The organism is Pseudidiomarina sp. (genome assembly GCF_048268165.1).
In the GTDB taxonomy this organism is placed as follows: domain Bacteria; phylum Pseudomonadota; class Gammaproteobacteria; order Enterobacterales; family Alteromonadaceae; genus Pseudidiomarina.
In genome coordinates this window covers 250,022-265,745 of sequence record NZ_JBLWWA010000002.1, presented here as the reverse complement: position 1 = coordinate 265,745, position 15,724 = coordinate 250,022, and the positions used below count along the sequence as shown (strand labels likewise).

19 protein-coding genes are annotated in these 15,724 nt (G+C 49.5%); 8 read left to right on the top strand and 11 right to left on the bottom strand.

From position 1 onward, the window contains the following. Positions 1-110: 110 nt before the first annotated feature. The gene (gene radC, locus ACN0UY_RS07945) at positions 111-788 is read right to left on the bottom strand and encodes a RadC family protein (RefSeq protein ID WP_417666151.1); all 678 of its coding nucleotides are present in this window, start codon (positions 786-788) and stop codon (positions 111-113) included. Positions 789-977: 189 nt separating this feature from the next. On the opposite strand from radC, the gene coaBC reads away from it, so the two are divergent. Both coaBC and slmA read left to right on the top strand, forming a co-directional pair. Beyond that, the gene (coaBC, locus tag ACN0UY_RS07940) at positions 978-2,216 is read left to right on the top strand and encodes a bifunctional phosphopantothenoylcysteine decarboxylase/phosphopantothenate--cysteine ligase CoaBC (protein WP_417666150.1); all 1,239 of its coding nucleotides are present in this window, start codon (positions 978-980) and stop codon (positions 2,214-2,216) included. 29 nt (positions 2,217-2,245) lie between these two features. Further along, positions 2,246-2,830: a nucleoid occlusion factor SlmA gene (gene slmA, locus ACN0UY_RS07935; RefSeq protein ID WP_417666149.1), complete on the top strand. Its 585-nt coding sequence runs from the start codon at positions 2,246-2,248 to the stop codon at positions 2,828-2,830. 3 nt (positions 2,831-2,833) lie between these two features. Here the strand turns inward: slmA and gpsA are convergent, their stop codons facing one another. From gpsA to ACN0UY_RS07920, 3 genes are read right to left on the bottom strand one after another with little or no spacing between them, the layout of a single operon-like run. After that, positions 2,834-3,835: an NAD(P)H-dependent glycerol-3-phosphate dehydrogenase gene (gpsA, locus tag ACN0UY_RS07930; RefSeq protein WP_417666148.1), complete on the bottom strand. Its 1,002-nt coding sequence runs from the start codon at positions 3,833-3,835 to the stop codon at positions 2,834-2,836. A 14-nt stretch (positions 3,836-3,849) separates the two neighbouring features. Beyond that, complete coding sequence (gene secB, locus ACN0UY_RS07925; RefSeq protein ID WP_417659451.1) at positions 3,850-4,350, bottom strand: protein-export chaperone SecB; 501 nt, start codon at positions 4,348-4,350, stop codon at positions 3,850-3,852. A 29-nt stretch (positions 4,351-4,379) separates the two neighbouring features. Next, positions 4,380-4,808, bottom strand: coding sequence for a rhodanese-like domain-containing protein (locus ACN0UY_RS07920; RefSeq protein ID WP_128352299.1), 429 nt, complete (start codon positions 4,806-4,808; stop codon positions 4,380-4,382). Between the two features lie 171 nt (positions 4,809-4,979). Here ACN0UY_RS07920 and gpmI point away from each other — a divergent pair, with 171 nt between their 5' ends. The 3 genes from gpmI to ACN0UY_RS07905 are packed head-to-tail and all read left to right on the top strand — an operon-like array spanning position 4,980 to position 8,433. Then, positions 4,980-6,515, top strand: a complete 1,536-nt coding sequence (gene gpmI / locus ACN0UY_RS07915; RefSeq protein ID WP_417666147.1) for a 2,3-bisphosphoglycerate-independent phosphoglycerate mutase — start codon at positions 4,980-4,982, stop codon at positions 6,513-6,515. Then, on the top strand, positions 6,512-7,645 hold the full coding sequence (locus ACN0UY_RS07910; protein WP_417666146.1) for a murein hydrolase activator EnvC family protein: 1,134 nt from the start codon (positions 6,512-6,514) through the stop codon (positions 7,643-7,645). Before gpmI ends, ACN0UY_RS07910 begins: the two co-directional genes overlap by 4 nt. 44 nt (positions 7,646-7,689) lie before the next feature. After that, positions 7,690-8,433, top strand: a complete 744-nt coding sequence (locus ACN0UY_RS07905; protein WP_417666145.1) for a divergent polysaccharide deacetylase family protein — start codon at positions 7,690-7,692, stop codon at positions 8,431-8,433. Between the two features lie 39 nt (positions 8,434-8,472). Here ACN0UY_RS07905 and rpoH read toward each other — a convergent pair whose 3' ends face one another. The 4 genes from rpoH to ftsY all read right to left on the bottom strand — a co-directional run bounded on the left by rpoH (position 8,473) and on the right by ftsY (position 12,284). After that, on the bottom strand, positions 8,473-9,339 hold the full coding sequence (gene rpoH / locus ACN0UY_RS07900; protein WP_417666144.1) for an RNA polymerase sigma factor RpoH: 867 nt from the start codon (positions 9,337-9,339) through the stop codon (positions 8,473-8,475). A gap of 162 nt (positions 9,340-9,501) precedes the next feature. After that, positions 9,502-10,482, bottom strand: coding sequence for a permease-like cell division protein FtsX (ftsX, locus tag ACN0UY_RS07895; RefSeq protein WP_417666143.1), 981 nt, complete (start codon positions 10,480-10,482; stop codon positions 9,502-9,504). Positions 10,483-10,485: 3 nt separating this feature from the next. Continuing rightward, positions 10,486-11,157 carry a cell division ATP-binding protein FtsE gene (gene ftsE / locus ACN0UY_RS07890; protein WP_128352305.1) on the bottom strand — a complete coding sequence of 224 codons (672 nt, stop codon included), beginning with the start codon at positions 11,155-11,157 and terminating at the stop codon, positions 10,486-10,488. After that, positions 11,154-12,284, bottom strand: a complete 1,131-nt coding sequence (ftsY, locus tag ACN0UY_RS07885; RefSeq protein ID WP_417666142.1) for a signal recognition particle-docking protein FtsY — start codon at positions 12,282-12,284, stop codon at positions 11,154-11,156. Before ftsY ends, ftsE begins: the two co-directional genes overlap by 4 nt. 86 nt (positions 12,285-12,370) lie before the next feature. Here ftsY and rsmD point away from each other — a divergent pair, with 86 nt between their 5' ends. Together rsmD and ACN0UY_RS07875 are read left to right on the top strand one after the other, a co-directional pair. Beyond that, positions 12,371-12,997, top strand: a complete 627-nt coding sequence (rsmD, locus tag ACN0UY_RS07880) for a 16S rRNA (guanine(966)-N(2))-methyltransferase RsmD (protein ID WP_417666141.1) — start codon at positions 12,371-12,373, stop codon at positions 12,995-12,997. 23 nt (positions 12,998-13,020) lie between these two features. Beyond that, positions 13,021-13,314 (top strand): DUF1145 domain-containing protein, encoded by a 294-nt coding sequence (locus ACN0UY_RS07875; protein ID WP_417659457.1) that lies wholly within the window; start codon positions 13,021-13,023, stop codon positions 13,312-13,314. Here the strand turns inward: ACN0UY_RS07875 and ACN0UY_RS07870 are convergent. After that, positions 13,311-13,940, bottom strand: coding sequence for a YjaG family protein (locus tag ACN0UY_RS07870; RefSeq protein ID WP_417666140.1), 630 nt, complete (start codon positions 13,938-13,940; stop codon positions 13,311-13,313). The genes ACN0UY_RS07875 and ACN0UY_RS07870 overlap by 4 nt on opposite strands. A gap of 130 nt (positions 13,941-14,070) precedes the next feature. Here ACN0UY_RS07870 and ACN0UY_RS07865 point away from each other — a divergent pair, with 130 nt between their 5' ends. Next, entirely contained in the window at positions 14,071-15,006 is a 936-nt protein-coding gene (locus ACN0UY_RS07865) for a threonine ammonia-lyase (RefSeq protein WP_417666139.1), read from the top strand. 2 nt (positions 15,007-15,008) lie between these two features. On the opposite strand, the gene ACN0UY_RS07860 is transcribed toward ACN0UY_RS07865, so the two are convergent. Together ACN0UY_RS07860 and ACN0UY_RS07855 are read right to left on the bottom strand one after the other, a co-directional pair. After that, positions 15,009-15,434, bottom strand: a complete 426-nt coding sequence (locus ACN0UY_RS07860; RefSeq protein WP_417666138.1) for a VOC family protein — start codon at positions 15,432-15,434, stop codon at positions 15,009-15,011. 33 nt (positions 15,435-15,467) lie between these two features. Continuing rightward, positions 15,468-15,674, bottom strand: a complete 207-nt coding sequence (locus ACN0UY_RS07855) for a hypothetical protein (RefSeq protein ID WP_417666137.1) — start codon at positions 15,672-15,674, stop codon at positions 15,468-15,470. Positions 15,675-15,724 lie beyond the last annotated feature (50 nt).

Genomic DNA, 15,724 nt, shown 5'->3' with positions numbered 1-15,724 from the left:
GCCTTGCCTTGAATCCGAGGGCGCATTTTATACAGCAAATTGGCCCGGCAATCAAGTGATCGCTGATATTTTTTGATCATTATGATCCTGTAAACGGCGGCGCTACTTTACTACAAGAGCCCCCGTTCGGCAAATGAAACTGGTGTTCCCGAGCCAATAACGAAATGGTCCAACAGAGCAACGTCGATCATACCTAGGGCCCGTTTTAAGCGCTCTGTTACACGCTGATCTGCCTGACTGGGTTCAGCCACGCCAGAGGGGTGATTATGCGCTAAAATCACCGCCGCTGCATTATGTTGCATCACTAATTTTATTATTTCTCGCGGATATACCGGCGCGGCGTTGATTGTTCCTTGAAATAACTCAACATATTTTAATAGTCGGTGTTGGCTATCAAGCAACAGCACCACAAAAATTTCGCGTTGCTGATGCCGTAACTGCGCCGTCAGATAGTCGCGCACCATGGCCGGTTGTGTGAAACCATCATCACGACGTAATTGCCACGCCAAATAGCGGCGCGAAATTTCCATGACCACTTGCAACTGCATCACCCGCGCTGGCCCAAGCCCAGGTTGCTCCAACAAAGTTTCTGCATTGGCAGCCAACATGCCACCTAAACCATCAAATGCACCCAGTAAGTCACGCGCATAGGCCACCACGTCTTTGCCGCGAATGCCGGTACCGAGTAAAATAGCGAGCAGTTCAGCATCGGTTAATGTTGCCACCCCAAGCTCTGCCATTTTTTCGCGGGGCCGTTCGGTTACGGGCCAGTCTTTTACACTTGTCATGATCGCTCCTTGATCCTTGCTGTTGCTCATTAAGAATGAAAATTTAGCATACGGCGGCGCAGCACCACTTAAATTGCGCTGTCGCCTCTGCTTAAGAGCGGCAATAACGCACCCCTGTATAAAATTTCTATATCGCGAAAATCGGGTCTTCGTGGTATTGTAAAAATAGTTAAAAGGTAAGGACTTACTATGAGTACAAGCCCCAAGAAGCCATTAGGCGGCCGACGCATCGTGCTCGGCATAACCGGTGGTATTGCTGCCTATAAAATGCCCGATTTGGTGCGCCGGCTGAAAGACTACGGTGCCGATGTTCGCTGCGTAATAACACAAGGCGGTCAGGCGTTTATTACCCCGCTAACACTGCAGGCAGTTTCTGGCAATCCGGTTCACCATGATTTGCTTGACCCAGCTGCAGAAGCGGCGATGGGCCACATTGAGTTGGCTAAATGGGCTGACTTTGTGCTCATTGCCCCCGCGTCTGCCAATACCATTGCGCAACTTGCCCACGGGCATGCCGCTGATTTGCTAACAACCCTTTGCCTTGCAACATCAGCCCCGGTAGCCGTTGCACCAGCAATGAATCAACAAATGTGGGCACACACAGCGGTACAGGCGAACTGCGCATTACTGCAAAGTCGTGGTGTAACCGTTATAACTCCAGCGAGCGGCGCGCAAGCGTGCGGCGACGTTGGTGCGGGCCGCTTACCAGAACCGCTTGAATTACGCGAAGCTGTCACCGAATTATTAACGGCAACCTCGAACGAGCTAGCAGGTAAACACCTTGTTATTACCGCTGGCCCCACGCGGGAAGCCATTGACCCTGTGCGTTATTTAAGTAACCACAGCTCGGGCCGCATGGGATTTGCCCTGGCAACAGCAGCACAACGTATGGGCGCGCACGTCACCTTAGTGGCCGGCCCCTGCCAATTGCCAACACCCGCGGGCGTAACTCGTATAGACGTGGTGAGCGCGGAGCAAATGAATGCTGCCGTGATGGGCGTTATTGCCGAGGCCGATATTTTTATTGGCTGTGCCGCCGTGGCCGATTATCGTCCTACGCATGTTGCCGATAATAAAATCAAAAAAGATAATGACGCCATGCATATTGCGTTGGTTAAAAACCCCGACATACTCGCCAACGTTGCAGCGCTTGCCAAAGCGCCGTTTACTATTGGCTTTGCCGCCGAGACCAACGATGTTGCACACTATGCGCAAGGCAAGTTACAGCGCAAAAAGCTCAACATGATTGCAGCCAACGACGTCAGCGATACCAGCATTGGCTTTAATAGCGAAGACAACGCGATGCTCCTATTTTGGCGTGACACAAACAACACCTTGCAACAGCAAGCACTCGCGCGCGCCAGCAAATCAGCCATCGCCCAACAGATCCTGCAACAAGCAGCAAAGCTTCTATCGAATAACCAATAACGATTAACGACCAACAGAAGGAGTTTTGCGTGGCCGCGAAACAAGACCGTAAACAAGAAATTTTAGCTGCCTTAGCAACCATGCTAGAAACCAGTCCGGGACAACGCATTACTACGGCGCGTTTAGCCACTGAAGTTGGGGTGTCAGAAGCAGCACTTTATCGTCACTTCGCATCGAAGGCGAAGATGTTTGAAGGGCTTATCGACTTTACCGAAGATGCCATTCTGTCACGCATCAACCAAATTTTGGACAATGAAAAAGACACCGTAATCCGCTGTGAAATGATTGTACGTTTAATACTGACATTCGTTGAGCGCAACCCAGGCATTACCCGCATTTTAACGGGCGACGCCTTGCTTGGTGAGCACGAGCGCCTGCGTGCACGTGTACAGGGGATTTTTGAGAAAGTTGAAGCGAACTTAAAACAGGTATTACGCGAGCGTCGCTTGCGTGAACAGGTTCGTGGCGTCCTTGACGAAGGCATGCTCGCTAACCTCGTGATGGCCTATGCCGATGGCAAGGTCACGCAGTTTGTGCGTTCTGAGTTTAAACGGGCACCCACTGAACATTTTGATGAGCAATGGCAAACCATCGCTCAGCAGTTATTGAGTTAACAGTTATTCCGATGTGCGGGCGCGGCTCAACAAGTTAATCGCAGCTTGTTGAGGCGTGGTGTCACCGTAGAGTACGTCGTAGAGTTGTTCGCAGATGGGCATTTCTACGCCGTGCCGTTTTGCTAACGCAACCACTTCACGGGTATTTCGATAGCCCTCAACCGCTTGACCAATTTCTTTCATGGCTTGCTCAACGCTTTTCCCCTGCCCCAATGCCAAACCAAACCGTCGATTACGGGATTGATTATCGGTACAGGTTAATATCAGATCACCTAAACCTGCCATGCCGGTGAAGGTTTCAGGTTTTGCACCAAGCTTTAAGCCCAGCCGCGTAAGTTCCGCTAAGCCGCGTGTGATCAAGGCCGTTCTGGCATTCGCACCGAAGCCGATGCCATCGGCCATTCCTGCACCAATTGCGATCACGTTTTTAACTGCACCACCAAGTTGCACACCAATGAAGTCGTCGTTGGTATACACCCGGAAACTGCGGTCGCAATGCAACAACTCAGACAGTTCGTCAACAAACTGTGGGTCTGTTGATGACATAGAGATTGCAGTTGGTAGGCCTTTTGCCATTTCCATGGCGAAGGTTGGCCCTGACAACACAGCCAATGCGTGTGAGTCACCTAAAATTTCTTGAGCAACTTCAAACAATAGTCGCCCTGTTTCGGGTTCTAACCCTTTGGTTGCCCATGCAACCCGCGCGTCTTCGCGCAAATGCGGCCGCATGTCTTTTAGCACTTGGGCAAACGCACTACTGGGTACTACCACCACAATATTATGGCTATCAGCTACTGCTTCAGCCAAATCAGCAGTGACATGCAAAGTATCAGGAAGTTGAATGCCTGGTAGGTAGCGCGCATTTTCACGTGAGGTAGCCATTGCTTCGACTTGCTCAGCATCGCGGCCCCACAAACAGGTATGCGTACCCTTACGGGCAAAACAAAGCGCTAGGGCGGTTCCATAAGAACCGGCACCCAGCACTGTTACTTGCGAATTACGCATTGATGGCGCTTAGATTACGCGTCAGCTTGCTCAGCAGCTTGTTGTTGCTGGTGCTGCTGTACGTGTTGTGCGAACACCGCGTCAAAGTTAACTGGCGCTAAGTTCAATTGCGGGAATGTTGCGCGGCTTACTAAGCTAGACAAACACTCGCGAGCATATGGGAACAAAATGTTCGGGCAGAATGCGCCAAGTAATTGGGCACGTTGACCTTCTTCAATTGCGTCAGTAATTGTGAAAATACCTGCTTGATGAACTTCACCAATAAAGGCTACCGTTTCGCCAACTTTATTTGTTGCAGTTACTTTCAAAACCACTTCGTAAACACCGTCTTCAATCTTGGTGTTTTTAACGTTTAGGTCAAGGCTAAGCTCTGGTTTCCACTCTTGGCGGAAAATATCTGGAGCATTTGGCGCTTCAAACGAAACGTCTTTGGTATAAATGCGTTGAATCTGGAAAGCTTGCTGTTGTTGCGCATCGTTTTGAGCGGCGCCGTTTACTTGCTGTTCGTCAGCCATTTTTTACGTCCTATTGCTAAAAGTTATACTTATTTTTTAACCAGTGGGAAACTGGCGCCCTGCCAGGCTGAGATTCCACCTCGAAGTACGGCAACGTTCTCAAAACCAGCTTTACTGAGCGCAGCTGCTGCTGAACGCGCAGTCATGCCTGTTGCACATACAACAACGATGGGGGCAGATTTGTATTTCTCAAGAGCCTGCACCTCATTTTTTCGAATCTTATCGGCAGTTACATGAATAGCATCTTGAATGTGGCCTTTACGGTACTCGTCCGTTGAACGAATATCAACAAACACACCGTCGTTACGGTTAGTCAGTAGGGTCGCTTGTTGCGGCTCTAATAGCTTAACCTTAGAAGTTACGCCTTTCAGGTAGCTTACGATAATCGCAATCAAAAGGATGACCCACAACAGGCTCATAAAGTAATGGTCCATCGCGAAAGCGAGAAGTTGATCCATGGGGTTGCCTACTCCAGTTGAAAAAAACAAGCCACAGAGTATACCGACTGAAACCTGTGTTGCCAGTAAAATTTTGCCAGAAGCACCAAGTTAGAAAGGATGCGTTGCGCGTCAAAATCGCATAAAATAAGGTCAATTTTCTGAATTTACTGAAAAACCACTGAGGATGTTATGGCAAAGCCACATACACCATTGGCTCTTTTAATTTTAGATGGCTGGGGCCACCGTGAAGCCACCGCTGATAATGCAATTGCTGCGGCGAACACACCAACCATGGACAAACTATGGGCAACCTACCCACACACCTTGGTGGACGGCTCAGGTATGGCCGTTGGCTTACCTGACGGGCAAATGGGTAACTCTGAAGTGGGTCACGTGAATTTAGGGGCTGGCCGCGTCGTTTATCAAGACTTTACCCGTATCAGCAAATCCATTGCCGATGGCGACTTTTTCGAAAACGCCGAGCTTACAGCTGGCGTTGATGCCGCTGTAGCCAAACAAAAAGCCATTCATATTATGGGTTTGTTATCACCAGGCGGCGTACACAGCCATGAAGATCACCTCATTGCCATGGTAAATTTAGCGGCGCAACGCGGCGCCAAGAAAATTTATTTGCACGGGTTTCTGGATGGTCGCGACACCCCGCCGCGCTCTGCAGCACCGACTATTGAGCGCTTTGAAAAGCTCTTTAGCCAACTTGGTGTTGGCCGCTTTGCCACTGTTTGTGGGCGTTACTTTGCAATGGACCGTGACAAACGCTGGGACCGCGTTGCACAAACATGGAATGCCATGATTCATAGCAAAGCAAGCTATCACGCTGACAACGCAGCAGTTGCCCTGACCGCCGCTTACGAACGTGATGAAAGCGATGAATTTGTGAAGCCAACACTGATAGCTGATGCCGCGCCCATTCAGGACGGCGATAGCGTATTTTTCATGAACTTCCGCGCCGACCGCGCTCGCGAGCTAAGCCACGCATTCTTAGACCGTGACTTTGATGGATTCGAACGCGGCAAGGTACCGCAGTTGTCAGCCTTCGTGATGCTCACAGAATACGCAGCTGACCTAAAGGGCCCTATCGCGTTTCCACCGGAAAGCCTGACCAACGTGTTGGGTGAGTGGTTGGCGAAAAACAACTATACGCAACTGCGCATCTCAGAAACTGAAAAATATGCCCATGTAACCTTCTTTTTTAGTGGCGGGCGCGAACAAGAATTTGACGGCGAAAAACGCGTTTTGATTCCATCACCGAATGTGGCTACGTACGATCTGCAACCGGAAATGAGCTCTGAGCAACTCACCGACGCGCTCGTTGAAGCAATTCATAACCGCGAGTTTGACGTGATTGTGTGTAATTACCCGAATGGGGACATGGTTGGCCACACCGGCAATTTTGCTGCCGCTGTGAAAGCCGTAGAGGCGGTTGATAGCTCAATTGCTCGCGTTATTGAAGCCTTGCAAGAGGTAGGCGGCGAATGTTTGATTACGGCCGACCACGGCAATGCTGAACAAATGCAAGACCACAGTACCGGCCAGTCACACACAGCACACACCAGTGAATTGGTACCTTTCATCTATGTAGGGCGTGACGCGAATGCCCGCGACGGAGGCACGTTGTCAGACGTCGCACCAACCATGCTGCATTTGCTCGGCCTTGAGCAACCCGCTGAAATGACCGGCAAACCCATTGTGACGCTGAAATCGTGAAGCACTGGCTGCTTGTTCTCATCTGTTTGATGCTGGCTCCAGTTGCCTGGAGCCAGCAACCGAGTGCCGATGAACAGGCAGCAACGGAAGCACAGTTGGAGCAAATCGCCGCTGAATTAAAACGTCGCGAAGCCGCTATTGGCCAACGCGCTGAACAGCTAAGCTTGACTGAACGGGAACTAAAACAGCTTGAACAGCAGATGGCTACGGTTGCCAGCGAGTTGAATACAACAACCAATCAACTTGCTGATATCCGCGCACGCATTACTGATTTACAAAGCCAAGAACAACAACTTGAAAGCGATTTACAACAGCAACTGCATTTACTGGAACAGCAGTTGGATATGGCTTACCGCATGGGCAAACACGATTACCTTAAGCTTATATTGAAGCAACAAGACCCCGCCAAATTTGAGCGTCTACTGGGCTACTATGGGTATTTTAATCGTGCGCGTATTTCAGAACTTGCAACCATTCACGCAACCCAACAGCAACTTGAGCAGGTGCGTACAGACGTACTTGACCAACAACAACAACTTGAACAGCGATTGCAACAACAACGTCAACAACAGGGTGTGTTAAAAGCGCAACAAACCGAACAACAACAGCTGGTTAAACGCTTGCGTCGGGAGCAATCTGCTGATCAACAACGCATTAGTGAACTCAAGCGCGACCAAGAATCTCTTGAGCAAGTTCTTGCTGCTATTCAAGCGGCGATGCGTGATGAGCCTCGGCTTGAAGGGCTGGCCGCACTAAAGGGCAAAATGAACTGGCCTGCTTCAGGCCGCGTACAACGGGTATTTGGCCAACAACGCAGCGGTGGTGTTATTTGGAAAGGCGTTGTTATTAAAGCTGAGCCTGGCGAACCGGTAAAAGCAATTGCCGATGGCCGTGTGCTCTTTGCCAACTGGTTGCGGGGTTACGGCCTCATCATTGTGCTTGATCATGGTGACGGCTACATGAGTCTTTACGGGCACAACCAAACAGTTTTACCTGCAGTTGGTGACGTAGTGCGCGCGAATGAGACCATCGCATTAGTTGGTCAGAGTGGTGGTCGTGAAGATCCTGCTGTATATTTTGAAGTTCGTGTCAAAGGTGATGCGGTGAACCCTGTCAATTGGTGTCGTTAATGCGTGTCTGCTTAAAGGTAGTTACTAGTCTAATACTCGGCCTCATGGTTTTTTCTGCACAGTCAGAAGAAGGCCCTTTGCCGCGCATTGCAATTGTTATCGATGACCTTGGGAATAGCCGTTTCCAGCAAGAGTTTGCCAAGTTACCGGGCGCACTGACGTTAGCCATGTTGCCACACACGCCTTATGCCGAGCGCATTGCCCGTAATGCGCAAGAAAGAGGGAAAGAAGTCATTATTCACATGCCCATGCAACCAGGAAGCAATGCTGACGCTGGCATTGGTATGCTCACCACGGATGAAGATAAAGCGCAGTTTATAATGCTGATGGAACAAGCCTTTGTGCAGTTGCCGCAGGCCGTGGGCATGAACAATCATATGGGTAGTCAGCTGACCGCCCTTATTGAACCCATGCAATGGGTTATGGAGCAACTTGCGCTGCGTAACTTTTATTTTCTGGATAGCCGCACAACGGCGGCCACCCAAGCTGAAAATGTTGCCCGCGAATTTGGTATTCCTGTTGCGCGGCGGCATGTGTTTTTAGACAACGACCCGCACGCCGATGAAATAGCGCTGCGCTGGCGTGATCTTATTCGCCACGCGCACAAACACGGTGAAGCCATCGCTATTGCTCACCCGCACCGCTCTACGCTGGAGTTTTTAAAAAACGTGCTACCCGACTTGGCAAATCAATACGGTGTTGAACTTGTCGTTGCTTCCGCACTTGCAGAAACGCGCACCGCCCAGCCAATTCAACTTACTGAGCATAAAAAAACGCCGGCGAATTAGGCCGGCGTTTTTTTATTCGAATTTATTCGAAGTCGGTATTTAAGACATCGCCATACGAAGTTTCTTCATGGCATTGGCTTCAAGTTGACGCACACGCTCAGCAGATACCTGATATTTATCGGCAAGTTCTTGCAGCGTGGTTTTGTTGTCATCGTCTAACCACCGCGCGCGCACGATATCTTGGCTACGCTCATCAAGGGTGTTAATCGCCGACAACAAACGTTTTTGGGTATGCGATTCCCACTGCTCGTTTTCAACTTCTTCAGCTAAGTCTGAACGTTTATCTTCTAAATACTGAGCTGGAGAATAGGTGCCACCGTCTTTGGCGTCATCGTCATCTGAACTGAGTTCAAATGCTTGGTCGTGGGCACTCATACGAGCTTCCATTTCCATCACTTCCTTTGTGCTTACGCCCAAAGTTTCAGCAACAGTGCTCACTTCTTCATGCGTAAACCAACCCAAGCGCTTTTTCATTTTGCGCAAGTTAAAGAACAACTTACGTTGCGCCTTGGTTGTCGCAATTTTGACCATGCGCCAGTTTTTCAGCACATACTCGTGAATTTCAGCTTTGATCCAATGCACCGCGAATGAAACCAATCGTACACCCACGGATGGGTCGAAACGACGGACCGCTTTCATCAGACCAATATTTCCTTCTTGAATCAAATCAGCTTGAGGCAGGCCATAACCTGAGTAGCCGCGGGCAACATGCACAACAAAACGCAGGTGCGACATAATGAGCTGACGAGCAGACTCTAGGTCGTCCTGTTCTTGTAAACGCGTAGCCAGTTCGCGCTCTTCCTCAGCCGACAGCATAGGAATGCGATTTACTGTTGAAATATACGCTTCTAGGCTGCCACCCGACTGCGGGACAGCTAACGCCATACTGGTAATCTCAGAGTTCATGCAACAACATCCTCTCTTACTGGTGTCTACACAACATTATCCAGACACTCATCAGACCTTTTTTCGGTCTGGAAGTTCCCTCATTCTAGCAAAACTGGCGCTGCTGACAATGACTGCTTTGGGATGATTTTTTTGTCTCACTATTACCCATATGGGGATAGTTTATTGTGGTTCAATAGTGCGTACATGTTTTCTTACTGCAATGTACGAACCCAATAATCCCAAACCAATCGCTAACAACCATAACACCAGCATTTCATTAAAAGTCAGCCCTACCAAGGAAAATTGACTCTCATACAATTCACTAATATCGGTCACTGCGCCAGAAATCCATAAAATCATTACGGCTGTCGCCAACCAAGCGATCAACCCACCAACAAAACCATACCACACTCCGGTGTATAAAAACGGGCGTTGAATGTAACCATCCGTTGCGCCAACCAATTTCATCACCATGATTTCGTCGCGCTTACTGTTAATATTGAGCCGAATGGTGTTACCAACAATTAAAACCACCGCAATACACAACAATGCAGCCAATGCTAACAACCCGTCACGTACCAAGTTTAAGAGCGCTTCAAGCCGCTGCAGCCAGTCTAAGTCAAGCCGAACTTGCTCAACTTCGCGTTCATTGCGCATTTGCTGTGCCAGTTGCTGGGCTTGCGCTGTACCGCGTTTATTGGCTACCGGGGTAACTAACAAAACGTCGGGGAGCGGGTTATTACTCAGGGCATCTAAGGCCTCGCCAAAACCTGATTCCTGACGAAATTCTTGCAAAGCTTCGTTTTTGTCTATCCAGCGAACACGTTCAATGTCATTCGACAAACTAAGTCGTTTATGAAACGTAGATACTTCTTGCTGGCTTAAATTTTTACTCAAAAATAGGGTTATTTCTGAAGCGTGCTGCCAATCGGCACCAATGGCTTCGGTGTTTTTAACTACAACATACAAGGTTGCCGGTAAAGTCAGGCTCAAACCAAGCACGGCCATCGTCATCAAACTTGCCATTGGATAACGGGCCAGCTCGCCTAAGCTTGCCACAGCTTGTTGCACATTATGCACCCAGAACATGACAAAACGGCGAAAGCCCGAAATTTTTACCTGTTTGGCGCCTTGCTGACGTGAGCGGAACAGTAAACTCATGGTTTAACTCTCCTGCAAGCCATCGTTGATCATCCGTCCGTCACGCAGAGTTAGCGTGCGATAGCGCAGCCGCGCAATCAAACCCAAGTCGTGGGTTGCAATCAGTACCGACACGCCCACTCGATTAAATTCTTCAAACAAGCGAATAATTTCCATCGACAACTTCGGATCTAAATTACCGGTAGGTTCGTCGGCCAACAATAACGGCGGCTTATTCACCACCGCGCGGGCAATGCCAACGCGTTGTTGTTCGCCCCCAGAAAGCATCATCGGGTAATGGCGCAATTTGTCGCCTAACCCTACTTTTTCTAGCGAAGCTTGCACACGCTTGCGCGCTTCTTGCATGCTATACCCTTCAATTAGCAGGGGCAGCGCTACATTATCGAGAACGGTTTTGTCCATTAACAGGCGGTGATCTTGAAAAATCATACCAATGTCACGGCGGGCATAAGGAATCTGGCGTGCGTTGATGCGCTTCAAGTCGTGGCCGTTAATTAACACGCGCCCAGCCGTTGGCCGTTCCATCATGCTTATTAGTTTAAGCAGGGTACTTTTACCCGCGCCGGAGTGGCCGGTTAGAAAAGCCATTTCGCCGCGCTCAAGGTGAAAACTCACATTGTTGAGTGCTTGAAATCCGCCTGGGTACGTTTTACTAACCTGCTCAAATTTAATCATGACGATTGCGTCTCGTTAAGTTCGCGTTGGAACAAGGCATCAACAAACTCACGTGCCGCAAACGGCCTTAAGTCATCAATGCCCTCACCCACACCAATATAGCGGATTGGAATGTTAAATTGATCAGCAATGGCAAAAATAACACCGCCTTTTGCAGTGCCATCCAGTTTGGTCAGGGTAATGCCACTTACACCAACGGCTTCAGTGAATAATTTCGCCTGACTAATCGCATTCTGTCCGGTGCCAGCATCCAGGGTCAGCATAACCTCGTGGGGTGCGGACTCATCAAGTTTGCGCATAACGCGCACAACTTTTTTCAACTCGTCCATTAAATGCGCTTTGTTTTGCAAGCGCCCGGCCGTATCCGCAATCAATACATCAACACCGCGCGCACGCGCTGCTTCAACGGCGTCATAAATAACCGATGCGCTGTCTGCACCTGTATGCTGGGCAACAACTGGAATATCATTGCGCTGCCCCCACACTTGCAATTGTTCCACCGCTGCGGCACGAAAGGTATCGCCTGCGGCCAGCATCACTGACTTTCCTTCACGTTTAAATTGCTGAGCCAGTTTACCGATGGTGGTGGTTTTACCCACACCATTCACACCCACCATAAGAATAACGAATGGGCCTTTCTGGTCACGCGGAATTGCAAGCGGTTGCGCAACGGGCACTAAAATTTCGGTCATGTTTTCTTGCAATAGCTGATACAGCGCGCTGGCATCGTGCAGTTGCTTACGGCTGGCTTGTTCGGTCAAGCGTTCAACTATTTTTAATGTGGTCGGTACACCAATGTCTGCTGTTAGTAACTGCGTTTCCAGCTCTTCAAACAGCTCATCATCTATTTTTTTATCTTTGAATATACCCCACAGGCCGTCACCTATTGCAGAAGAGGTTTTGCGCAGGCCCGAGGTCAAACGGTTCCATAAATTTGCTTTCGGCTTAACTTCCGCAGCCTTAGACTCAGCAGTTACCTGTGCACAAATTTCTGCAGCATCCGGCGCGGCAACTTCCGCCATAGAGGGTTCTTCTGGCAATGGGTGAGCCGAGTCGGTTTCAGCCTGCTGTTCGGTGTCATTGGACTTGTTTTTACGAAATAGAGAAAAGAAAGATCCTTTGGCCATGCCTGCTTTACCTTTGGAAGTTCGCTGCTGCTCGGTTTACAATGCGCACAGTTTAACACGTCAAATAAAAGAAGGCTTACTTTAGCATGCCGCGAAGCTCGTACAAGCAGAAAAGCAAGGCTGCCAGTTCACGCACCCCTAGCGTTAATAAAGGGCGCGGTGAATTACGAATCATTGGTGGCCAATTGCGCGGCCGCAAACTGGCTATCGCCGATGTGCCTGGGCTGCGCCCCACAACTGACCGAGTGCGTGAAACCGTGTTTAATTGGTTGCAGTTTGAGCTTGCTCAGCAGCGTTGCCTTGATTTGTTTGCTGGTAGTGGTGCACTTGCCTTTGAAGCACTTTCGCGTGGCGCCAGCGAAGTGATTTTGATAGAGCAAGATAGCCAGGCCGCACGGCTATTGGCCCATCATGCACAAATACTATCTGCTGCGGTTACCGGACAGGCGCTGGTGCAATGCACTGACACCTTAGCTTTTTTGCAACAGCGGCCAAGCTCACCCTTTCAGGTGGTATTTATTGACCCGCCCTTCGGAATAGGCCTCGTCGACCGCAGTATAGAGCTACTTGAGCAAAACAATTGGTTGGCTGCTGGCAGCTGGGTATACATTGAAAGCGAGCGGGATTTAACACCCACCGTGCCCAGTCATTGGCACTTGCACCGTGAAAAGCACGCTGGGCAAGTTACCTTCCGTTTATATACGGTTTCATAGTTTAACAATTTGAGGTGATGCACATGGGAACAGCCGTTTGGCTTGGCCGATTCGTTTTCGCAATTATTTGGGGCGTTATGCTGGCCAATTTGGTGGCGCCATTTCCAGATAAGTTATTCGCTTTCTTTCTATTCTTAATGGTGCTGTTGATTGCGCTGCACTTGATTCAGCTGCTGATGTTCGCAACCGTTTATAAAGACCACATGCAGTGGCGTCGTGGCGACTATTGGCAGATTGTGCTGTTCGGTGTGATTGGTTGGCTTGCTATCGTGCGCGCGCAACCGGCACGCACACAACAGCAGACACCAAAAACTTAGTCTTCTGAGACGTTTTCGTCTGACATATTCACGCCGATGTTGGACACACCTTCATCGGTAACCATTGCGCGCACTTGGCTCACCAATTCTTTGGTGGGTTTGTCCGTGGCTGCGGCAACGGTTTCAAGATAATTAAGTATCGCTTGCTGCACTTCTATTTCGTATTGCACCAGCGCATGTTCGCGCAATAGTTTACGGCGTTCTTGAGCATCAAGCTCAGCACCTTCAGTGAGCTCGAGAAACTTAGCAACTCCGGCTTGAGAAACCTTAGCAACACTCACCAAGTCGGCGCTGTTTTGGTCAAGCAAGCCCTGCAATAAAGTACTTATTGCCGTGCAGGCATCCATAGCGGGATACACGCCCAGCATGTCGTGCCCGTGTTCGCTTGGGGTTACGTCATCGACCTTTTCTTGCCAGCGCGCGAAATTAACTTTCACGCTTTTTTCCTGCCATACCCAGTCCCAGCAAGCATTGAGTGCGCCGTGCAGTGGCTTTGGATCACCGAAACCAGTAACATGGTGAAATAGCTCATAATTAGGCACCATGCGCTGGCACAGGTACAAGGCCATCACGGTTTGGTAGGCCATGGGCAGAGCACGAATGCGATCGAACGTGTTTAAAACCATAATAACCCCAAGTTCGTTATTAGATAACAGATATTAGATATTAGATATTAGATATTAGTGGTTAGCATCGAGGTTTTTAACGAATATCCAATAACTAATATCGAATTTGCTTTGAGGTAGTATACGCTTTATGACTTCGCAACTCGACTATTCTCACATTGTGACAGCCGCTGAGCGCCTTGCACCTTTGGTGCGACGCACCACGGTGCTTGTCAGCTTAAAGCTTAACGAGGCACTGAACGCGCAAGTTTGGCTCAAATGTGAGCACTTGCAGCACACTGGTGCATTTAAGTTTCGTGGCGCATGCAATGCCCTGTTGCAGCTCACTGATGAAGAACGTACGCGCGGCGTGTACACAGTGTCTTCTGGTAATCACGGTGCCGCGCTTGCTGCTGCCGGTAAACAGTTAGGTATTAAGGTTCGGGTTGGCGTGGCAGCAAATGCCTCTGCCGTAAAGCGTGCCAATATGGCCAAGTATGATGCTGAGCTGATCACCATCGAGCCCGGCATGGCAGCCCGCGAAGCTTTTGTTGCTGCACAACAGTCAACCGGCAGAAGCTTTGTGCCACCTTACAACCACCCACACATTTGGCAGGGTCAAGGCACTGCGGCGCACGAACTTTTAAACGAACAACGTGATCTTGATTGTATCATCGCGCCATTAGGTGGCGGTGGGCTGCTGAGTGGCACCGCCATTTCGGCAAAAGCCAACGGCGTTAAACGGGTTTATGGTGTAGAACCGGAGCTGGCAGCCGATGGCCATGCGTCGTTCCAAACCGGTGTGCTGCAACCTGCTATGCCACCGATGAGTATTTGCGATGGTTTACTGACCAGTGTTGGTGACAAAACGTTTCCGATTATTCGAGCATTAGTGAATGATGTGTTGGTGGTTTCTGACAGCGAAGCTTTGGCTGCGCAAAAGTTGGTTTTTGAATTGACTGAGCAGTGGATTGAGCCTTCATCAGCAACCGTGATTGCCGCGATAAAACGCTATCCAGAATTATTTGCGAAGCAACGTATTGGGGTAATCATTAGCGGCGGCAACATTGCGCCACCAGCCGCTTAAAGCTATTTTGCGAACAACTGGCCAAGATCATGAAAGGCTTTGAATTCAAGCGCATTGCCACTGAAGTCATAAAAGAACATGGTGGCTTGTTCGCCAGGTTGGCCTTTAAAACGAATGTGCGGCTCAATCACAAACTCTATACCCGCGGCTTGAACGCGTTCCGCTAGCTGGTGCCAGTCGTTCATGGTTAATACCACGCCGAAGTGCGGTACCGGCACGTCGTGACCATCCACCGGATTCCGATGCGCAACCCCTGCGCGTTCAGGTGCTAAATGCGTCACAAATTGGTGACCAAAGAAATTCCAATCTACCCATTGTGCGCTGCTGCGCCCTTCTGATAAACCGAGAATATCACCATAGAACTCACGAGCCTTGCCAATGTCATGCACTGGCACGGCCAAATGAAAGGGTTGTAAAGTGGTTTGCATAAACGGCTTCGCAAATTCCTAATCAGATAATGTTTATTTAACGGGTACCATGGGTGCTGACTTGCGCCACAGGCGCATTCCAACCGTAACCATTAATATCATCCAGTTAAGCGGTGGCACCAGACCACACGCTAATACGGCAAGCATATTCCACAATGGTTGGCGCTGATACTGCCCGACCAACACATAGAACAACAACGCCGCCAATAACCCTTGTAATAGAAAAAGGCTTATAGGCATATTATGTTCCCTGTACTTTTGTTTTTGTTGTGGGAATTAGCCTACCGTAT